This is a genomic window from Nonomuraea sp. NPDC003804 (assembly GCF_040610675.1).
Lineage (GTDB): Bacteria > Actinomycetota > Actinomycetes > Streptosporangiales > Streptosporangiaceae > Nonomuraea.
Genome location: NZ_JBEXMT010000047.1, coordinates 47,790 through 66,332 on the forward strand (window position 1 = coordinate 47,790; position 18,543 = coordinate 66,332).

The following is an 18,543-nucleotide window of genomic DNA, read 5'->3' on the forward strand; positions in this document are numbered from 1 at the left end:
CGGCGTCGTTGTCGCCGCCGACGCGGGCTCAGAGCCGGTGCACAGGGGCGAGCCGGTCCACCACGCGCGCCATCGCCTCGATCACCTCGGGGTCGTACTCGCCGCCGATGCCGAGCCTGAGCCGTTCTAAAGCGGCCCCCGCCCGGTCGCGGTCGGTGGATCCGCCGACGAGGTCGTCGTAGGCGTTGGCGGCCTTGATGATACGGCTGGCCCGCGGCGGGTCCTCGGCGATCGAGTCGCACTGCCGCCTGACCAGATCGGCCACCCGGTCGAGCACGCCGGTCTGCCTGATCACCTCGGCGCCCAGCTCGGCGATGCGCCGGGCCTGCGCCGGATCGGTGAGCACGGTGGCCCCGCCCGGGATGGGGTCGCGCAGCGACAGCTGCCCGATGTCGTGCATCAGCGCCGCGTACTCCAGCTCCAGCAGCTCGGGCTCGGCCATGCCGAGCTCCCTGCCGATCGCCACCGCCAGCCTGCTCACCCGGCGCGAGTGGCCGGGCTCGACGTAACCGCCGACCTCGGTGACCCTCGACAGCGCCCGCACGGTCTGCAGGTAGGTGGCCCTGATGCCGGCGTACTTGCGGAAGGCCACCTGGGTGACCAGCAGGGGCGCGGCGAACACCAGCAGCGCCATGAGGTCCATGCTGTGGCAGGCGAGGGCGAGCAGCACCCCGGAGGCGGCCACGGCGGCGCCCAGCGGGAAGGCCATCCTGAGCTCGTCCCTGACGGCGACCTTGAACGCGGTGCGCACCTGCTCGGCCCTCAGCATGGCCGCGATCAGCACGTCGGCCAGGAGGGTGACCGCGATCAGCATCACCATCACCATGAGCGCGGGCCACCAGGTCTCGGTCGGCTCCTGGGTGAGGGTGTAGAGGGCGGGCGCGAGCGGCCGGAAGGCGAAGGCGAGGAGCGCGCCGGTGAGCAGCCGTCTGGCCATCGCGTCCAGCCTGGGCGGGCGGCCCACCGCCAGGTGCGGCAGCGCACCGGCGATCATCCCGACCGCGATGACCGCGACCACCTGCAGCGCGGTGTGGCCGAGCGGGACGTTGCTGAGGTCGAGCAGCAGCGTGTAGCCGAGGGCCGCGGCCGCCCCGATGGGCGCCACCTCCCTGTTGCCGGGCATCGTCAGCCTGGCGAGCTCGCCGATCGCGATGAGCGCGCCGAACCCGACCGCGATGTCGGGGCGGACCAGGCCGACGGCCGCGGTGTGGGCGACGCCGGCGACGGCCACCAGGCCGGCGCCCGCGATCAGCAGCAACTGCCCCGAGTCGAGTCCCTGGAAGGCCCGGTTCATCGTGTCCCCCTCGTACGGCCCGCCGCGGGCTCCCCCGGCCCCCCGGCCCCCCGGACAGCGCTGCCGGCCGTCGCCGTGTCCCCCGTCATCATGTCCCGGCCTTTCCCCCAGCCGGGCCGCGGCAGGCCGTCATGATCCGCCCACCACCTCGATCGGCATCGTCGGGTCGTCGTGGTCCTTGGTCGTCGTCTGGGCCGCGTCGGCCGGCGGCGCGTCGACCTTGCGCGGCGGCTGCCACGGCTCCCGCTCCAACGCCTTGACGAACGCCGCCACCATCACCGGGTCGAACTGCGTGCCCGCGCCCTTGCGCAGCTCGGCCACCGCCACCTCGACCGGGCGGGCCCCCCGGTAGGAGCGGTCGGAGGTCATCGAGTCGAAGGCGTCGGCCACCGCGATGATCCGCGCGAACTCGGGGATCTCGTCACCCGCCAGCCCCATCGGGTAGCCCCTGCCGTCGTGCCGCTCGTGGTGGTGCATGATGCCCGCGAACGCCTCGTCGAGGAAGTCGATGCCGCGCACGATCTCCAGCCCGCGCATCGGGTGCAGCTGGATCGCCGCGAACTCCTCCTCGGTCAGCGGCCCGTCCTTCTGCAGCACCTTCGTCGGCACGCCGAGCTTGCCCACGTCGTGGAGCATGCCCGCGTAGCGGATGGCGCGCAGCCGTTCCACCCCCATGCCGATCTCCTGCGCGATCATCGTGGAGGCCAGCGACACGCGCGTGCAGTGCCCGCGGGTGTAGTAGTCCTTGGTCTCGACCGCCTGGCACAGCGCCGCGATCGTCGCGTCGTAGGAGCGTTGCTGCGCGTGGTACTGCCCGAGGGCCCAGCGCGCCACGAAGAGCGGCAGCAGCACCAGCACGGCCGAGATCGACTGGACGGTGGCCCACAGGCCCGCCACCAGCAGCCCGAAGGTGGCGTAGCCGAAGTAGGACAGCAGGAACTGGGTCATGCCGCTGACCGGCAGCTCCTCGGCCCGCACCTGGGTCACCAGCCACACCATGGTCAGCGTGAGCACGATGTTGAGCGGGACGAACAGCGCGGCGGCCGCGGCGTAGGGCCCGATCAGCGCCTCGAAGGCGTTGACCTGCGGGACCTTCGGCACGCCGCCGAAGAACAGGTAGGCCTTGCCGGACACGTAGCCGCAGATGGCGAACTGCGCCCCGTTGAACAGCCGCTTCACCAGCGGCAGGCCGGGCCGGACGCTCAGCACGGCCGTCAGGCCCACCAGCGCCGCGCCCTCGGGGCCGACCAGCACCACCGCGGCCAGCGCGGCCGAGAAGCTGACCGACACCGCGAACTGCTCGACGTTGAGGAGCGTCGGCATCGACTCGCACACCAGGAAGAGCAACGCGAGCACGAGGAGCGTGCCGTAGTCGCCGGATGGGACGAGGTGCCCGGCGAGCAGGCTGTGCCCGACGAGAACGGCCGCCGCCCCGATGACGACGACCAGATAGACCTTCGCGGCCCACGGCAGTCCACGCATTGCGGCCCCCCGGGGCGATCAGGTCCAGGAGACGCCCGGCGGGACGGCCCCACCGCCGCCGACCAGGAGAATCACCGGGGCCGCCAGTGCTGTCAACATGCGCATGAGGCTCACGCTACAGAAGTCGTCAGGCGACAGGGAGGGGACTCGGGAATCGCAAGCAAAGCGTAATCAACCAACTACCGGCGGCGACTTCTGGCCCACTCCACGGTCTCCTTCAGACCGGTCGTCAGGTCCGTGCGCGGCTGCCAGCCGAGACCCTCGAAGGCGGGCAGCGGATCGACGGCCATAGCGGGAAGGTCCCCCGGACGGGGCGGTGCGAAACCCGGCCGGTCGGGAGCGCCCGCCGCGGCGGCGACGAGCGTGTGCAGGTGGCGGTCGGTGGTCTGGATGCCGGTGCCGAGGTTGAACCGCCCGCCGCCGCCGGCCTCGCCGCAGGCCCTGACGAAGCCGTCGACGACGTCCTTGACGTAGACGTAGTCGCGGGTCTGGTCGCCGTCGCCGTACAGGAGGGTCGGCGCGCCCGACAGCAGCGCGTCGGTGAAGATGGCCACGACGCCCGCCTCGCCGTCGGGCGACTGGCGCGGGCCGTAGACGTTGGACAGCACCAGCGAGGTGTGGTCGATGCCGTGGAGCGCCTTGAAGGCGGCCAGGTAGGTCTCCCCGCTGAGCTTGCTCGCCGCGTACGGCGAGCGCGGGTCGGTGGGCGCGTCGCCGGGGACGGGGATGACCGGCGGCCTGCCGTACACCGCGACGGAGGAGGCGAAGACCACCTTGCGCGTGCCGCCGCGCTGGGCGGCGGTGAGCACCTGGATCGTGCCCTCGACGTTGACCCGCGCGTCGCGCATCGGATCGGCCACGCTCGCCCGGACGCTGATCTGGGCGGCCAGGTGGCAGATGACCTCGGGCCGCCACGCGACGGCCAGCTCGACCAGGGCGGGATCCCTGACGTCGAGCGTGTGCAGCCAGGCCTCACCGCTCAGGTTGGCCTGGCGGCCCGACGACAGGTCGTCGACGACCGCGACCTCGTGCCCCGCCTCCAGCAGGGCGTCGACGAGATGAGAACCGATGAAGCCGGCGCCCCCGGTCACCAACACGCGCATGCGCGCAATGCTAGTCGCCCAGCTCCGCGCGCACCCTGGCGATGCGGTCGAGGACCTTCGAGCGCAGGTCGTCGGGCACCGGATCGCATCCGCAGTGCTTGGCGACCAGCGCCTTCACCGCTTTGTCGAGGTCGTATTCCTGCAGGCAGGGGCTGCACTCGTCGAGGTGCACCCTGATGTCGACGGACTCGCCCTCGGCGAGCTCACCGTCGAGATAGGCGTAGACCTTGTCGAGCACCTCACGACAGTCCGTCTCGTGCGGCTCACCACAGCTCATTTGGATCCCTCCGCCGGGACCAGGCCACGCTCGCGTGCGTAGTCCTCGAGATGCGTCCGCAGTTGCCTGCGTCCGCGGTGGAGTCGCGACATCACCGTGCCGATGGGCGTGCCCATGATGTCGGCGATCTCCTTGTACGGGAAGCCCTCGACGTCGGCCAGGTAGACCGCGATCCTGAACTCCTCCGGCAGCGCGGCGAGCGCTTCCTTGATGTCGCCGTCGGGCAGGTGCTCCAGGGCCTCGACCTCGGCGGACTTCAGCCCGCCCGAGGTGTGGGACTCGGCGCGCGCCAGCTGCCAGTCCTCGATCTCCTCGGTGCCGGACTGCTTCGGCTCCCGCTGCTTCTTGCGGTAGCTGTTGATGAAGGTGTTGGTGAGGATCCGGTAGAGCCAGGCCTTGAGGTTGGTGCCTTCCTGGAACTGGTGGAAGGACGCGAACGCCTTGGCGAAGGTCTCCTGCAGCAGATCCTCGGCGTCAGCCGGATTCCGGGTCATCCGGAGCGCGGCGGAGTAGAGCTGGTCGAGGTACGGCATGACGTCACGCTCGAACCGCTCGCTGCGCTGCTCCAGAGTCTCCGTGCCTGTCGCGGGCACCGGACCCACCCCCCTAAGATCGCCGGTGGCCTGCTGTGCCGGTACACCGTACTCAGGGGAGGATACCCGCTCGTCAGCGACCGGCAGGCCACCGGGGACGGGTTCGAGCAATGTGAGCATGTTCGTCTGCAACACGCCCGCGCACGCGTCTGTTCCCACAAGATGGAGGTGACGAACGACTCGGTACGGGGAAAAACAAACGTACCTTTTCCGGAACACAGGAGACGCGTGTGCTGCCCATTCCGGCCGAGGAACTGAACGGCTCAGGCACGCTCGGGCCGTACTGGACGTTCTATCGTGCAGTCGTCGCCGAGCAGCTCGATCGCTGGCTTCCCGGTCGTCCCTCCACCATCCTCGATCTTTCCGGCGGCCGCGGGCGCTGGTCGGGCCACGCCGCCAAGGCGGGCCACAAGGTGATCGAGGTCGTCGACTTCCGCCGGGCGCTGGAGGGGCAGCAGCTGCTGCGCGATGCCGACCGGGTGCGCCAGGTCCGCGCCGACGACCTGGGGTTCCTGCCTGACGGCTGCGTCGACGCGGTGGTGGCGGAGGAGCGGGCGCTGTCCATCGAGCTGATGGCCGAGTCGGCGATGGACGACGTGGTCCGCGTGCTGCGCCCCGGTGGGCGCGCCCTGGTGTGCGTCGACTCCCTGGTGCTGGGCATGGCGATACTCGCCGAGCAGAACTACTGGGCCCACCTGCGCCAGACCGGCGAGGTCATGCTGGTGCCGTGGCCCGACGGCAGCATCACCCGCTGCTTCAGCAGCGGCCAGCTGCGCGAGCTGCTCACGGGAGCGGGCCTCGAGGTGGAGTGGATCAGGCCGCGCACGGTCCTGTCCCCCTCCACCGTGGACCACGTGCTGGCCACCGACACCCGGGCGCTGGCCTGGCTGGTGCGCACGGAGCTCGACGCCCACCCCGACGACGACGACACCGTAGGCATCCACCTGGTGGCCAGCGCGCTCAAGAAGTGAGGGTCAGCGCCTTCTCTCCCGCTTCGCCTGGCACTGGACGCATCTGGCGGCTTCCGGACGGGCCTCCAGCCTTCCTTCGGGCACCGGCCTGCCGCAGTCGACGCAGTCGCCGTAGGTGCCCTCGTCGAGCCGCTTGAGCGCGGCCACGATCGCGCCACGATGGGCGGTCGCCACGGACAGCATGGCCTGGGCGCGGTCGGAGTCGGTCAGGTCGGAGCCCGCGTCGGCCGCCGAGCGGTCGGCCACGGCCACCGGGTCTCCACGCAGCACGCCGATCGACCTGTCGAGCTCGGCGAGCATGCTTTCCAGGCGCTCGCGAGCGGTCGTGTCGTCCACGTCCGCACCTCCGGGTAGGCGGGGGCAGCCGGCAGCGGAACTCCCCGGAGGTCCCGCCCGGCGCGTTCGGGGGGTGGTGAATGGAGCGATGACTCGAAGTTGACGAAGAGCATCGCTTTCCTCACCGGATGCCCATCAGGCGAGGTTCTTACACCGACCCGCTAGAAAAGTGCGCTTTCTTCCTCCGGTTGTTGCGGCTCGATCAGGTGCGGACCGTTGTTGCGGACGTTGTTGACGTCGGTGGAGACGGGATAGGCGACCAGCCTGCCGGAGTCGGCGGGCACCAGCAGCCTGGAGGCCTGCTCGGTGTCGGCGAGCTTGGGGTCGAGCCATTCGGCCCAGCGCTCCCGCTCGATCATCATCGGCATCCGGTCGTGGATGTGCCCGAGGTCGTCCTCGGCCTGCGTGGTGATCACCGTGCAGGTCACCAGCCACTTCAACGGATCGTCGGCGGCCCTGGTCGGGTCCTTCCAGAACTCGTACAGCCCGGCCATCGCGAGCACCCCGCCGTCCTCGGGGTGGATGTAGAAGGGCTGCTTCTTCTTCTTCTTTTCGCCTTCGACGGGCATCCACTCGAAGTAGCCGTCGGCAGGCAGCAGGCACCTGCGGGAGGCGAACGCCTTCTTGAAGGCCGGCTTCTCCGCGACCGTCTCGAGCCTGGCGTTGATCATGCGGGAGCCGATGGAGGGGTCCTTGGCCCACACCGGCACCAAGCCCCACCGCAGGACGCGCAGCTGGCGCACCGCCCGGCTGGCGGCTCGCGCCTCGCTCTCCCCACCCGAGTCGCCGCGCTCGGTGTCCTTGGGCACCCGGCTGAGCACCGCGTAGACCCGTTTGGTCGGCGCCACGTTGTAGTCGGGCGACAACTCCTCGTCGGGCGAGGCGTCCTGCTCGACCTGGAACTCCTCCAGAAGCTCGTGCTTCTTGCGCGCTGAGGCGTATCTGCCGCACATGCCTCCACCCTGCCACGCGATCGGCCGATTCGCCCACCATGTCGCCCGGCACCCCACGCCGCCCGGCACCCCTATCTTGCCCCGCACCCCACGCGACGCCGGGACCCGAGCTCCCCTGGTCGTGCGCTCTGCGGGTCAGGCGCCGGCTGCCGATAGGCTTGCACCATGCCCGCTCCGCTCTGGCCGGCCCCGACGGCGTCCGCTCCGGTCTCCGCGACCGTCCCCCTGCCCGGCTCCAAGTCCGTGACCAACAGGGCGCTGCTGCTGGCCGCGCTCGCCGACGGCCCGGGCACCGTACGGCAGGCGCTGCGCAGCCGCGACGCCGACCTGATGGCCGCGGCCATGCGCGCGCTCGGCACCGACCTGACCCCGTCCAACGAGAGCGCCTCCGGCGTCGACTGGCAGGTCACGCCCGGCCCCGTCCGCGGCGGCGCGCGCATCGACGTCGGCCTGGCCGGCACGGTGATGCGCTTCGTGCCGCCCATGGCGGCGCTGGCCGACGGCGAGGTCTTCTTCGACGGCGACCCCCACGCCCGCACCCGGCCCATGGGCCCGATCCTCGCCGCCCTGCGCGCGCTCGGCGCCGAGGTCGACAACGACGCCCTGCCGTTCACGATCAGGGGCCCGATCACCGGCGGCGAGGTCACGATCGACGCTTCCGCCTCCTCCCAGCTGATCTCGGGTCTGCTGCTGACGGCCGCCAGGTTCGAGAAGGGCGTCACGATCCGCCACGACGGCCCGCCCGTGCCGTCCATGCCGCACATCGAGATGACCGTCCAGATGCTGCGCGCCGCGGGCGTGCGGATCGACGACGGCGAGCCCGACGTGTGGCGCGTCGAGCCGGGGCCGATCACCGCCACCGACCTGGTCGTCGAGCCCGATCTGTCCAACGCCGCGCCGTTCCTGGCGGCCGCCCTCATCACCGGCGGCACGGTCACCATCCCCGGCTGGCCGGCCGTGACCACCCAGCCGGGCGACCACCTCCGCCCGCTGCTCGCCGCGATGGGCGCCACCGTGTCGCTGACGGAGGACGGCCTGACGGTCACGGGCACGGGCGAGATCGCGGGCGTCGACGCCGACCTCCACGAGGTGGGCGAGCTCACCCCCACGATCGCCGCCCTCGCCGCCCTGGCCACCTCGCCGAGCACGCTGCGCGGCATCGCCCACCTGCGGGGCCACGAGACCGACCGGCTCGCCGCCCTCGTCACCGAGATCAACCGGCTGGGCGGCGACGCGGAGGAGACGGCCGACGGCCTCCTCGTCCGCCCCGCCACGCTTCACGGCGGCACCTTCCACAGCTACGCCGACCACCGCATGGCCACCGCGGGCGCCGTCGTCGGCCTCGCGGTCCCCGGCGTCGAGGTGGAGGACATCGCGACGACCGGAAAGACGCTTCCGGAGTTCGCCCGGATGTGGGCGCAGATGCTGGGAAGTGAGCAGCCGTGACCGGCTTCTCGGGGCAAGGAGCGGACCGCTGAGAAAGCGGGAGTACGACGAGGACGACGTCAGGGTCAGGCCGGGCAAGGGCTCCCGGCCGCGGACCAGGATCCGTCCTGCCCACGAGGACGCCGTCGAAGGCTTCGTGATCGCCGTCGACCGGGGCCGCTACACCTGCCTGGTCGAGACCGAGGGCCGTAGGAAGAAGCGCGAGCGCCGGCTCGTCACCGCGATGAAGGCCCGCGAGCTGGGCCGCAAGGGCATCATCGTGGGTGACAGGGTCGCGCTGGTCGGCGACGTCTCGGGCCGGACCGACACCCTCGCCAGGGTGGTCAGGGTCGAGCCGCGCTCCTCGATGCTGCGGCGCAGCGCCGACGACACGGACGACACCGACGGCATCGAGCGTCCGGTCGTCGCCAACGCCGAGCAGCTCGTCATCGTCACCGCGCTGGCCGACCCGCCGCCGCGGCCCAGGATGATCGACAGGATGCTGGTCGCGGCCTTCGACGCCGAGATCGACCCGCTGCTGTGCCTGACCAAGCGCGACCTCGCCCCGCCCGACGAGTTGGTCTCGCTCTACGAGCCGCTCGGCGTCCCCTACACGGTCGTCCAGAAGGGCGGCGAGCTCGACGAGCTGCGCGAGCGGCTGACCGGCCGCGTCAGCGTCCTCGTCGGCCATTCGGGCGTCGGCAAGTCCACGCTGGTCAACGCGCTGGTCCCGGACGCCAACCGGGCGGTCTCCCACGTCAACGCGGTCACCGGGCGCGGCCGCCACACCTCCACCTCGGCGGTGGCGCTGGAGCTGCCCGAGGGCGGCTGGATCATCGACACGCCGGGGGTGCGCAGCTTCGGGCTGGCCCACGTGTCCGTCGAGACCGTGCTGGCCGGCTTCCCCGACCTGGTCGAGGGCACCGTCCACTGTCCCAAGGGCTGCACCCACCGGGGCGAGGAGTGCGCGCTGGACGCGTGGGTCGCCGACGGCCACGCCGATCCGGTCCGGCTGAAGTCGCTCAGACGGCTGCTCGCCAGCCGGGAAGGCGCCCCCGACTCCGACGACTGACCGGCGGACGGTTACCGGTTGGGGCGGAGGGTCCAGCGGACGGTCAGTTCCGCGACGACGACGCCCTCCGCGTTGCGGATCTCGACCGCGACGTCGAACTCGGGCCGCTGTCCCGCGTCCAGCAGGGCGACGACCTCTTCCCTTGAGACCTGCAGCCGCGCCTCGGCCACCACCTCCCCCATCGCCACCTTGCGATAGCGGATCGTCGAGGTGGTGGGCAGCGGCACCGCCCGCGACAGTTGGTCGCCGAACGCCGACAGCGTCGCCGCCCCCGAGGCCGTCTCGGCGAGGGTGAACAGCGCGCCCGCGTGCGGACCGCCGACGTGGTTGTGCAGATCGGGGCGGTCGGGCAGGCGGCAGAGGGCCAGCCCCTCCTCCACCTTGTCGAATGAGATGTCCAGCGTGCGGGCGAACGGCACGGTCTGCAGCAGGAACTCGCCGGTGTCGAATGACATGCCGCCATGCTACTGGCGAGTAACCCACAATTGGGATGCAGCCGTTTGATGGAAGCGATGTCCGACGCGATAGCGTGGCTCTTCGTGACGGGTTACAGCGACGATCTGCGCCTCGCGCATGTCATGGCGGACGCCGCCGACGACCTGACCATGCGCCGGTTCAAGGCGGTCGACCTCAAGGTCGAGACCAAGCCCGACCTCACCCCGGTCAGCGACGCCGACCGAGCGGTGGAGGAGGCGATCAGGGGCACGCTGCGCAGGGCCAGGCCCCGTGACGCGATCGTGGGCGAGGAGTTCGGCACGACCGGTCACGGCGCCCGGTCGTGGATCGTCGACCCGATCGACGGCACCAAGAACTACGTGCGCGGGGTCCCGGTGTGGGCGACCCTGATCGCGCTCATGGACCAGGGCGAGGTCGTGGTGGGCCTCGTGTCGGCGCCCGCGCTCGGCCGCCGCTGGTGGGCGGCCCGCGACGGCGGCGCGTGGACGGGCAAGAGCCTGACCAAGGCCACCCGCATGCGGGTCTCGGCGGTCGGCAAGCTGGAGGACGCCTCCTTCTCCTACTCCGACATCGAGGAATGGGAGAAGGCCGGGCGCCTCGAGCCGTTCCTCGACCTGGGCCGCGCGTGCTGGCGTACCCGGGCCTACGGCGACTTCTGGTCGCACATGATGGTCGCCGAGGGGTCCGTGGACCTGTCGGCGGAGCCCGAGCTGTCCCCGTGGGACATCGCCGCGCTGACGGTGATCGTCGAGGAGGCGGGCGGCCGGTGGAGCGGCCTCGACGGCGGCCGCGGCCTGGACGCGGGCGGGCTGGTGTGCACCAACGGCACGCTGCACGACGAGGTCCTCACCCGCCTCACCACCCGCTGACCCCACCCGACCCCACCCGACCCCACCCGACCCCACAACGCCTCGCCCGCCGAGCGACCCGGCTGCGCTCAGAGGGCCAGCACCCGGGAGACCGCGGTCATCAACGCGTCGCGGTAGGCGGTGCCGTAGAGGCAGACGTGCACGAGCAGCGGGTGGAGCTGGTGCAACGGCACGCGTTCGCGCCAGCCCTCGGCCGGCGGCGCCTCCTCGCGGTAGGCGCCGAGGATCGTGTCCAGGTACGGCGCGCCGAACAGCGCCAGCATCGCCAGGTCGGTCTCCCTGTGCCCGCCGTGCGCCGCGGGGTCGATGAGCACCGCGCGGCCGTCCGCCCAGAGCACGTTCCCGCCCCACAGGTCGCCGTGGATCCGGGACGGCGGCTCGGCGGGCCCCGCGATCTCGGGGAACCTGGCGACCGCCCGCTCGATCAGCCGCACGTCGCCGGCCGCCAGCCGCGCCTGCCGTACGAAGGGCAGCACGCGGTCGGCGGCGTAGAAGGACGGCCAGTCGGCGGCCGGCTCGTTGGGCATGGGCAGGTCGGCGATGAACCCCGGCCAGGGCGCGCCGAAGCCGTCGGCGCCGCGCAGGTGCGTCCGGGCGAGCTCGCGGCCGAAACGCTCGGCGGCGGCACGGGTGGGCGGCTCGGTGTCCACCCAGTCGAGGACCAGGCCGTCGTCGCCCGACGCCACCACGGTGGCGGCGATCGGGCCCAGCCACCGCAGCCCCGCCGCCTCGGAGGTGAACAGCGGGGAAACGGGACCGTACTTGCCGAACACCGGCCTGCCGTCCAGCGTCCCCTTGCGCAGCCGCCAGGCGTGCGAGGAGCCCAGGTCCTCAGTCCAGACGATCGACAAGGTACTTCGCCAGCCCTTCGGCGGCCGCCTTCACCTGGCCGAGCACGATCTCGAAGCCGTCGCGGCCGCCGTAGTAGGGGTCGGGCACCTCGGCGCCCTCGGGCGCCGCGGGGTCGAACGAGCGGAACAGCCGCAGGTCGGTCCCGGCGGGAACGACCCTGCGCAGCGCTCTGAGGTTCTCCTTGTCCATGGCGAGGACCAGGTCATAGCGGTCGAAGTCGAACTGCCTGGCACGGTGGAGAGAGCCGTCGTAGCCGTGCTGGGCGAGCATCTCTGCGGCGCGCTCGTCCATCGGGCTGCCGACGTGCCAGCCGCCCGTTCCGGCGCTGTCCAGCGCCACCTTGCCGGACAGTCCGTGCTCCTCAAGGGCCTGCCTGACCACGACCTCGGCCATCGGGGAGCGGCAGATGTTGCCCATACACACCAGAGATACGCGATACGTCATGCATCCCATCATGATGCTGACCTGGGTCGTTCACCGAACGTTCACCCCGATTCGGGAGTCGAGTCACCTTCACTGCTTAACGTCTGAGGCGACTAAGGACCAAGTGGGAGGAAACCCAACCGTGAAGTATGCAGGCCGGCTCGCCGCCGTCGCCGTCGTCGGCGCGCTCTCGCTCGCTGCGTGCGGCACCGATAACAACACTGGTGCCCCCGCGGGCACCGCGTCCGCGTCCGCCGCCGCCCCGGGCAACGACAACGCCCTTTCCGGCACGATCAACGCGGCTGGGTCCTCGGCTCAGGCCAACGCGATCGACCAGTGGAAGAAGGACTTCCAGGCCAAGAACGCGAACGTCAACCTGAACTACCAGCCGAGCGGCTCCGGCGCTGGTGTCCAGGCGTTCATCCAGGGCACGATCTCCTTCGCCGGTTCCGACTCGGCGCTGAAGGACGACAAGGGCGAGCCCGCCCAGGCCGACGCCCGCTGCAAGACCGGCAAGGCCATCAACCTCCCGATGGTGACCGGCCCCGTCGCCGTGGTCTACAACCTGCCCGGTGTCGACGGCCTGCAGCTGTCGCCCAAGACGATCGCCGGCATCTTCAACAGCCAGATCACCAAGTGGGACGACGCCGCCATCAAGGCCGACAACCCCGACGCGAAGCTGCCGTCCACCCCCATCCAGGCTTTCCACCGCTCGGACGAGTCCGGCACCAGCGACAACTTCACCAAGTTCCTCAAGGCCACCGCCGAGTGGCCGTACGAGCCGGCCAAGGCGTGGCCCGCCGAGGCCAAGGGCCAGGGCGCCAAGGGCTCCGACCAGGTCGCCGCCTCGGTGAAGGGCGCCGAGGGCGCCATCGGCTACGTCGAGCTCTCCTACGCCGACAACTCCCAGCTGCAGAAGGCCAAGGTCGCCAACGGCTCAGGTGAGTTCGTCGAGCTGACCGCCGACAGCGCCGCCAAGACCGTCGAGGCCGCCGAGATCAAGGGCACCGGCAACGACCTCAAGCTGAGCATCGACTACGCCACCAAGGCCGCGGGCGCCTACCCGATCGTCCTGGTGACCTACGAGATCACCTGCGAGAAGGGCCTGCCCGCCGACCAGGTGCCGCTGGTCAAGTCCTTCCTCGGCTACACCGCGAGCGACGAGGGCCAGGCCTCCCTGAAGGACCTGGGCTACGCCCCGCTGCCCGCGGCCCTGCTCACCAAGGTTCGCGCGGCCGTCGAGGCGATCTCCTAACCCATGTCCACCGACGTTCGCACCCGAGGAGGCGACCCGGCCATGCGCCGGGCCGCCTCCCGGCGCACCCATGGTGAGGGACCCTTCCGCTACGCCTCCACCGGTGCGGGCATCGTCCTGCTGGCGATCATGGCGGCCATCGCCGTCTTCCTGATCAGCGAGGCGATCCCCGCGTTGCAGGCGAACAAGGGGAACTTCTTCACCGAGCTCATCTGGGAGCCCAACAGCAGCCAGGTCTTCGGCATCGCTGCCCTGGCGTTCGGGACCGTGCTCAGCTCGGCCCTCGCGCTGGTCATCGCGACCCCGGTCGCGGTGGGCGTCGCGCTGTTCATCTCCCACTACGCGCCCCGCCGGCTCGCGGGGCCCCTCGGCTACCTCGTCGACCTGCTCGCCGCGGTGCCCAGTGTCATCTACGGCCTGTGGGGCCTGGTCTTCCTCGTCCCCATCCTCAAGACGCCGTCCGAGTGGCTCAACGAGCACCTCGGCTGGTTCCCGCTGTTCGCCGGCGAGGGCGTCATCGGCGGCAAGACCATGCTGGCGGGCGGCATCGTCCTGGCGATCATGATCCTGCCGATCATCGCGGCGATCTCCCGCGAGGTCTTCCTGCAGGCGCCCAAGATGCACGAGGAGGCGGCACTCGCGCTCGGCGCGACCCGCTGGGAGATGATCAGGATGGCGGTGCTGCCGTTCGGCCGTCCCGGCGTCATCAGCGCGGCGATGCTCGGCCTCGGCCGGGCGATGGGCGAGACCATCGCGGTCGCGCTGATCTTCCCCGCCACCTTCGACATCAGCTTCCAGATCCTCACCCCGCACGCCAACAGCATCGCGGCCAACATCGCCAACGGCTTCGGCGAGGCCACCCCCGTCGGCCGCGGCGCGCTCATCGCCTCGGGCCTGGTGCTGTTCGTCATCACGCTGCTGGTCAACATGGGCGCCCGCATGGTGATCGCCCGCCGCAAGGAATACGCGGGGGCAGCGGCATGAGCGCCCCCATCACCCACAGCCACGTCGTGGCCAACCGACCGACGGAGGAGGTCGAATGACCACGATCCAGCACATCTCCACTGGACGGCGGGTCAAGGACCGCGTCGTCCAGGGTCTTGTGTATCTGGCCTTCGCGCTGGCCGTCGTGCCGCTGATCTCCGTCCTGTGGCTGGTCATCAAGAACGGCCTGGCCCGTCTCGACCTCGACTTCCTGACCCACTCGATGCGCGGCATCGGCGCCCGCGACGCGAACGGCGGCGCCTACCACGCCATCATCGGCACCCTTGAGCAGGTCCTGCTGGCCTCGGTCATCGCGGTGCCCATCGGCGTTCTCACCGCCATCTACCTGGTCGAGTACGGCAACGGCGGGCGGCTCAGCCGTACGATCAGCTTCTTCGTGGACGTCATGACCGGCGTCCCCTCGATCGTTTCCGGCCTGTTCGTCTTCGCCTTCTGGATCCTCTTCCTCGGCATGCCGTTCTCCGGGTTCGCCGGCGCGCTCGCGCTGTCGATCCTGATGATGCCCACAGTGGTCCGCGCGGCCGAGGAGATGCTCAAGCTGGTCCCGAACGACCTGCGCGAAGCCTCCTACGCCCTGGGCGTCCCCAAGTGGCGGACGATCGTGAAGGTCGTGCTGCCCACCGCGTTCACGGGCATCGTCACCGGTGTCATGCTCGCCATCGCCCGCGTGACGGGTGAGACCGCGCCGCTGCTGCTGACCGTGTTCTTCACCGACTCCATCAACAACGATCCGTTCAACGGGCCGCAGATGGGGCTCCCCCTCTACGTGTTCGACCAGGCGGCGCGCCCCAACGACACCGCCATCGACCGCGCGTGGGCCGGAGCCCTCACGCTCATCCTGATCGTCATGCTGCTGAACCTGGTCGCGCGCCTCATCGCCTGGTGGCGCTCGCCTTCCAGGGCCCGATAGGAGGTATCCGCTCCCATGTCCAAGCAGATCCAGGTCTCGGGCCTCGACGCGTACTACGGATCGCACAAGGCCATCGAGGACGTCTCGATGACCATCGAGCCGCGTTCGATCACCGCGTTCATCGGGCCGTCCGGATGCGGGAAGTCCACCTTCCTCCGCACGCTCAACCGCATGCACGAGGTCATCCCCGGCGCGCGTGTCGAGGGCAAGGTGCTGCTCGACGGAGAGGACCTCTACGGCCCCGGCGTCGAGCCCGTCTCGGTGCGCCGCTCCATCGGCATGGTCTTCCAGCGGCCCAACCCGTTCCCCACCATGTCGATCTACGAGAACGTGGCCGCGGGCCTCAGGCTCAACGGCCGCGTCTCCAAGTCGCAGACCGACGGCATCGTCGAGGAGTCGCTCAAGGGCGCCAACCTTTGGAACGAGGTCAAGGACCGCCTCAACAAGCCCGGCGCCGGCCTGTCGGGCGGCCAGCAGCAGCGTCTCTGCATCGCCCGCGCGATCGCGGTCAAGCCCCAGGTGCTGCTCATGGACGAGCCCTGCTCCGCGCTCGACCCGATCTCCACGCTGGCGATCGAGGACCTCATGACCAAGCTCAAGGACGAGTACACGATCGTCATCGTCACCCACAACATGCAGCAGGCCGCCCGGGTGAGCGACCGCACGGCGTTCTTCAACCTCGCCGCCCAGGGTCAGCCCGGCAAGGTGGTCGAGATGGACGACACCTCCCGGATGTTCACCAACCCCTCCCAGAAGGCCACCGAGGACTACATCACGGGGCGTTTCGGCTGATGGTCGTCGCGGCGAACGGGGACGCCCCGACAGTTCCCACCCTGCTGGTGGCCGATCCCGACCAGGATGTCATCCACGAGCTGGCGGTCGCGCTGGGGCGCGAGGGCGTCGTGGTCACCGGGGTGACCGACGGAGCCCAGGCGCTGCTGCAGGCGGGCGCGCTCCAGCCTGACGTCGTGCTCGTCGGCGCCACACTGCCGACCATCGACGCGGTGGACTTCGTGCGTGCCGTACGGCTCTCGCGGTCGGTACCCGTTCTGCTCGGCGTCGGCGAGGGACATGCCGAACAGGCGGTCCAGGCGCTGGCCGCGGGCGCCTCGGCGTGCGTGGCCAGGCCGTACCGGGTGCTCGAGCTGCTGCCGTTCATCCAGGCGGCCTCCCACGGCGTCGAGAACCGCAAGGTGCTGACCGTGGGCGGCGTCGAGCTCGACGTCAACGCCTACCAGGTGCGGGTCGGCGGCAGGGCCGTGCACCTGCCGTTGCGGGAGTTCGAGCTGCTCCACTACCTGATGCGCAACGCCGACCGGACGGTCACGCGCGAGCAGATCATGAAGCATGTGTGGAACTCGGCCGACGGGACCTCGACCAACACCATCGCCGTGCACGTCAAGCGGTTGAGGGCGCGGCTGGGTGACGACGACGACCGGCTGATCCAGACGGTGCGCGGGGTGGGCTACCGGCTCATCACGCCGGTCGAGGGCCCCTCCTCGGCCGTCGGCTGACGGTGAGGGCCGGCCGTCGGGTGGCGCCGCGGCCCGCGTTCCCGGGCGCCACCGTTTCTCCCGGCTCGTTCTCGTCTCCCGGCTCGCTCCCGCTCACGCCAGAGCGGCGATGGACTCGTCGTCGCAGGTCTCCCAGAAGGCGCCGACCACGTCCTCCAGGTGCTGCATGGACTCGGCCCGGAACAGCACGTCCTGGTACTTCGTGATGTCGTACTGGGTCTGGCCCATCATCTTCAGGTCCAGCGGCCGGATGTCCATTCCCCTGAACTCCTCGACCTCGCCGTACGAGGACAGGATGCCCGCCCCGTACGCGCGCAGCTCGCCGCTCTCGGCCATGACGCCGAACTCCAGGGTGAACCAGAAGACCTTGGAGACGAACTCCAGCGCCTCCTCGCTCTCCACGCGCCGCGCCGCGGCGCCCGCCAGCCGGTAGAGCGCCGCGAACCTGTCGTTGGCCAGCGCGTTCGCGTGGCCGATCACCTCGTGGATGACGTCGGGCTCCGGTGTGTAGAACGGCACCGAGTGGTGGCGGATGTACTGCGTGGAGTGGAAGTAGCCGTCGGCCAGCACCCCGTAGAAGTCCCTCAGCGGCACCAGACCGGCCGCGGGGAGGTATCTGAACCCGGTCAGCGGCTCCAGCAGCTCGCTGACCTCCTCCAGCTGCGGGATCCGCTCGGCGGGCAGGCCCAGCCGGGCCGCGCCGTCGAGGTACTCCGCCGTGGCGTACTTCCTGTGCTTGATCGCCAGCTCGCCGGCGACCAGCGCCCAGATCTCGTGCTCCTGCTCGGTGTACTCCGCCGCGGGGATGGGCTCGCCCCGCCGGTAGTTGACGGCCAGGGCGGCGATGGCGTTACGCCTGGCCCGGTAGACCTGGTCGGCGAACCCGGGGTGCGACGCCGCCAACTCGACCACCACGGACCCGTCGCCCCGCTCGGCGACGGGCGCGAAGTACTGCGCTTCCTCGAACATGCCTGAATGACAGCAATTCCGGCTTTCCTTGGCAAGAGTGACCAATTTCCCTGGTCGATACGCGCACTATCGCCCTGCCATACTGGCCTCAAGCTAGGCGAATCGCACAGATCACCCGGAGGGGCCATGGACGAGCTCGACGCCAGACTCCTGGTGACCATGCGTGCCCATCCGCGCGTCGGCCTGACCGAGCTGGCCCGCCTGCTCAGCGTGGCCAGAGGCACCGTGCAGGCCCGCGTCGAGAAGCTGATCGCGCGCGGGGTGATCCTCGACTTCGGCCCCACGGTCTCCGCCGCCGGCGCCGGCTACCCGATCCTCGCGTTCGTCTCCCTGCAGATCGCCCAGGGCCGCCTCACCGAGGCCGTACAGGCCCTGCGGGACGTCCCGCAGATTCTCGAGGTGTACGGCACCAGCGGCCAGCACGACCTGCTCTGCCGCGTCGTCGCGCGCAGCACCGACCATCTGCAGGAGGTCATCGCGCGCGTCCTCGCCTCGCCGGGCGTCCAGCGCACGGACACCACCATCGCGCTGTCCACCCAGATCCCGTACCGCATCGAGCCGCTCCTCACCGACCGCGAACCGCCGGCCTCCTGACCTGGCCGGTCAGCTGGCAGCCCGCGGGGCCGAACGGTCGCCTGGAGCGCGCCACGCTCCCGTCACCGGCCCGTCCCGGTGCTCAAGCGACCGGTACGGCGCGCCCTCGAAACAGCCCGGAAAAGCAGAAAGGGCCACCCCAACCGGGATGGCCCTTACCGTAAAGATTGCGCGGCGGCGACCTACTCTC

21 protein-coding genes are annotated in these 18,543 nt (G+C 70.7%); 10 read left to right on the forward strand and 11 right to left on the reverse strand.

Going from position 1 to position 18,543, the window contains the following annotated elements; genetic code table 11:
• Positions 1-28: 28 nt before the first annotated feature.
• The 5 genes from ABZX22_RS41755 to ABZX22_RS41775 all read right to left on the reverse strand — a co-directional run bounded on the left by ABZX22_RS41755 (position 29) and on the right by ABZX22_RS41775 (position 4,758).
• Entirely contained in the window at positions 29-1,294 is a 1,266-nt protein-coding gene (locus ABZX22_RS41755; RefSeq protein ID WP_354921699.1) for an HD domain-containing phosphohydrolase, read from the reverse strand.
• A gap of 129 nt (positions 1,295-1,423) precedes the next feature.
• Positions 1,424-2,776 carry an HD-GYP domain-containing protein gene (locus ABZX22_RS41760; protein WP_354921702.1) on the reverse strand — a complete coding sequence of 451 codons (1,353 nt, stop codon included), beginning with the start codon at positions 2,774-2,776 and terminating at the stop codon, positions 1,424-1,426.
• Positions 2,777-2,955: 179 nt separating this feature from the next.
• Entirely contained in the window at positions 2,956-3,879 is a 924-nt protein-coding gene (locus ABZX22_RS41765; RefSeq protein WP_354921705.1) for an NAD-dependent epimerase/dehydratase family protein, read from the reverse strand.
• A gap of 10 nt (positions 3,880-3,889) precedes the next feature.
• Positions 3,890-4,156: a mycothiol system anti-sigma-R factor gene (gene rsrA / locus ABZX22_RS41770; protein WP_354921708.1), complete on the reverse strand. Its 267-nt coding sequence runs from the start codon at positions 4,154-4,156 to the stop codon at positions 3,890-3,892.
• Positions 4,153-4,758 (reverse strand): sigma-70 family RNA polymerase sigma factor, encoded by a 606-nt coding sequence (locus tag ABZX22_RS41775; RefSeq protein ID WP_354921712.1) that lies wholly within the window; start codon positions 4,756-4,758, stop codon positions 4,153-4,155. Before ABZX22_RS41775 ends, rsrA begins: the two co-directional genes overlap by 4 nt.
• A 221-nt stretch (positions 4,759-4,979) precedes the next feature.
• Between ABZX22_RS41775 and ABZX22_RS41780 the strand changes: the two genes are divergently transcribed.
• Positions 4,980-5,720 (forward strand): methyltransferase domain-containing protein, encoded by a 741-nt coding sequence (locus ABZX22_RS41780; RefSeq protein WP_354921715.1) that lies wholly within the window; start codon positions 4,980-4,982, stop codon positions 5,718-5,720.
• Between the two features lie 3 nt (positions 5,721-5,723).
• Here the strand turns inward: ABZX22_RS41780 and ABZX22_RS41785 are convergent, their stop codons facing one another.
• On the reverse strand, positions 5,724-6,056 hold the full coding sequence (locus ABZX22_RS41785; RefSeq protein WP_354921718.1) for a TraR/DksA C4-type zinc finger protein: 333 nt from the start codon (positions 6,054-6,056) through the stop codon (positions 5,724-5,726).
• A gap of 161 nt (positions 6,057-6,217) precedes the next feature.
• Entirely contained in the window at positions 6,218-7,009 is a 792-nt protein-coding gene (locus tag ABZX22_RS41790) for an SOS response-associated peptidase (protein ID WP_354921721.1), read from the reverse strand.
• A 165-nt stretch (positions 7,010-7,174) separates the two neighbouring features.
• On the opposite strand from ABZX22_RS41790, the gene aroA reads away from it, so the two are divergent.
• Together aroA and rsgA are read left to right on the forward strand one after the other, a co-directional pair.
• Positions 7,175-8,455 (forward strand): 3-phosphoshikimate 1-carboxyvinyltransferase, encoded by a 1,281-nt coding sequence (aroA, locus tag ABZX22_RS41795; protein WP_354921724.1) that lies wholly within the window; start codon positions 7,175-7,177, stop codon positions 8,453-8,455.
• 28 nt (positions 8,456-8,483) lie between these two features.
• Positions 8,484-9,506: a ribosome small subunit-dependent GTPase A gene (gene rsgA, locus ABZX22_RS41800; RefSeq protein ID WP_354921761.1), complete on the forward strand. Its 1,023-nt coding sequence runs from the start codon at positions 8,484-8,486 to the stop codon at positions 9,504-9,506.
• Between the two features lie 11 nt (positions 9,507-9,517).
• Here the strand turns inward: rsgA and ABZX22_RS41805 are convergent, their stop codons facing one another.
• The gene (locus ABZX22_RS41805) at positions 9,518-9,961 is read right to left on the reverse strand and encodes a DUF4442 domain-containing protein (protein ID WP_354921727.1); all 444 of its coding nucleotides are present in this window, start codon (positions 9,959-9,961) and stop codon (positions 9,518-9,520) included.
• A gap of 84 nt (positions 9,962-10,045) precedes the next feature.
• On the opposite strand from ABZX22_RS41805, the gene hisN reads away from it, so the two are divergent.
• Entirely contained in the window at positions 10,046-10,831 is a 786-nt protein-coding gene (gene hisN, locus ABZX22_RS41810) for a histidinol-phosphatase (protein ID WP_354921764.1), read from the forward strand.
• A 68-nt stretch (positions 10,832-10,899) separates the two neighbouring features.
• Here the strand turns inward: hisN and ABZX22_RS41815 are convergent, their stop codons facing one another.
• Positions 10,900-11,682 (reverse strand): fructosamine kinase family protein, encoded by a 783-nt coding sequence (locus ABZX22_RS41815; RefSeq protein WP_354921730.1) that lies wholly within the window; start codon positions 11,680-11,682, stop codon positions 10,900-10,902.
• The gene (locus tag ABZX22_RS41820; protein ID WP_354921733.1) at positions 11,663-12,127 is read right to left on the reverse strand and encodes a low molecular weight protein-tyrosine-phosphatase; all 465 of its coding nucleotides are present in this window, start codon (positions 12,125-12,127) and stop codon (positions 11,663-11,665) included. The genes ABZX22_RS41815 and ABZX22_RS41820 overlap by 20 nt, the downstream gene beginning before the upstream one ends.
• 121 nt (positions 12,128-12,248) lie before the next feature.
• Here ABZX22_RS41820 and pstS point away from each other — a divergent pair, with 121 nt between their 5' ends.
• From pstS to ABZX22_RS41845, 5 genes are read left to right on the forward strand one after another with little or no spacing between them, the layout of a single operon-like run.
• Positions 12,249-13,361: a phosphate ABC transporter substrate-binding protein PstS gene (pstS, locus tag ABZX22_RS41825; RefSeq protein ID WP_354921736.1), complete on the forward strand. Its 1,113-nt coding sequence runs from the start codon at positions 12,249-12,251 to the stop codon at positions 13,359-13,361.
• 3 nt (positions 13,362-13,364) lie between these two features.
• The gene (gene pstC, locus ABZX22_RS41830) at positions 13,365-14,345 is read left to right on the forward strand and encodes a phosphate ABC transporter permease subunit PstC (protein WP_354921739.1); all 981 of its coding nucleotides are present in this window, start codon (positions 13,365-13,367) and stop codon (positions 14,343-14,345) included.
• A gap of 55 nt (positions 14,346-14,400) precedes the next feature.
• Positions 14,401-15,276 (forward strand): phosphate ABC transporter permease PstA, encoded by an 876-nt coding sequence (gene pstA, locus ABZX22_RS41835; protein ID WP_354921742.1) that lies wholly within the window; start codon positions 14,401-14,403, stop codon positions 15,274-15,276.
• A 15-nt stretch (positions 15,277-15,291) separates the two neighbouring features.
• Complete coding sequence (gene pstB / locus ABZX22_RS41840) at positions 15,292-16,068, forward strand: phosphate ABC transporter ATP-binding protein PstB (RefSeq protein ID WP_354921745.1); 777 nt, start codon at positions 15,292-15,294, stop codon at positions 16,066-16,068.
• Positions 16,068-16,790, forward strand: coding sequence for a response regulator transcription factor (locus ABZX22_RS41845; protein ID WP_354921748.1), 723 nt, complete (start codon positions 16,068-16,070; stop codon positions 16,788-16,790). The genes pstB and ABZX22_RS41845 overlap by 1 nt, the downstream gene beginning before the upstream one ends.
• A gap of 93 nt (positions 16,791-16,883) precedes the next feature.
• Here the strand turns inward: ABZX22_RS41845 and ABZX22_RS41850 are convergent, their stop codons facing one another.
• Complete coding sequence (locus ABZX22_RS41850) at positions 16,884-17,759, reverse strand: phenylalanine 4-monooxygenase (protein WP_354921751.1); 876 nt, start codon at positions 17,757-17,759, stop codon at positions 16,884-16,886.
• Between the two features lie 126 nt (positions 17,760-17,885).
• Here ABZX22_RS41850 and ABZX22_RS41855 point away from each other — a divergent pair, with 126 nt between their 5' ends.
• Positions 17,886-18,353 carry an Lrp/AsnC family transcriptional regulator gene (locus ABZX22_RS41855; protein ID WP_354921755.1) on the forward strand — a complete coding sequence of 156 codons (468 nt, stop codon included), beginning with the start codon at positions 17,886-17,888 and terminating at the stop codon, positions 18,351-18,353.
• Positions 18,354-18,543: the final 190 nt, after the last annotated feature.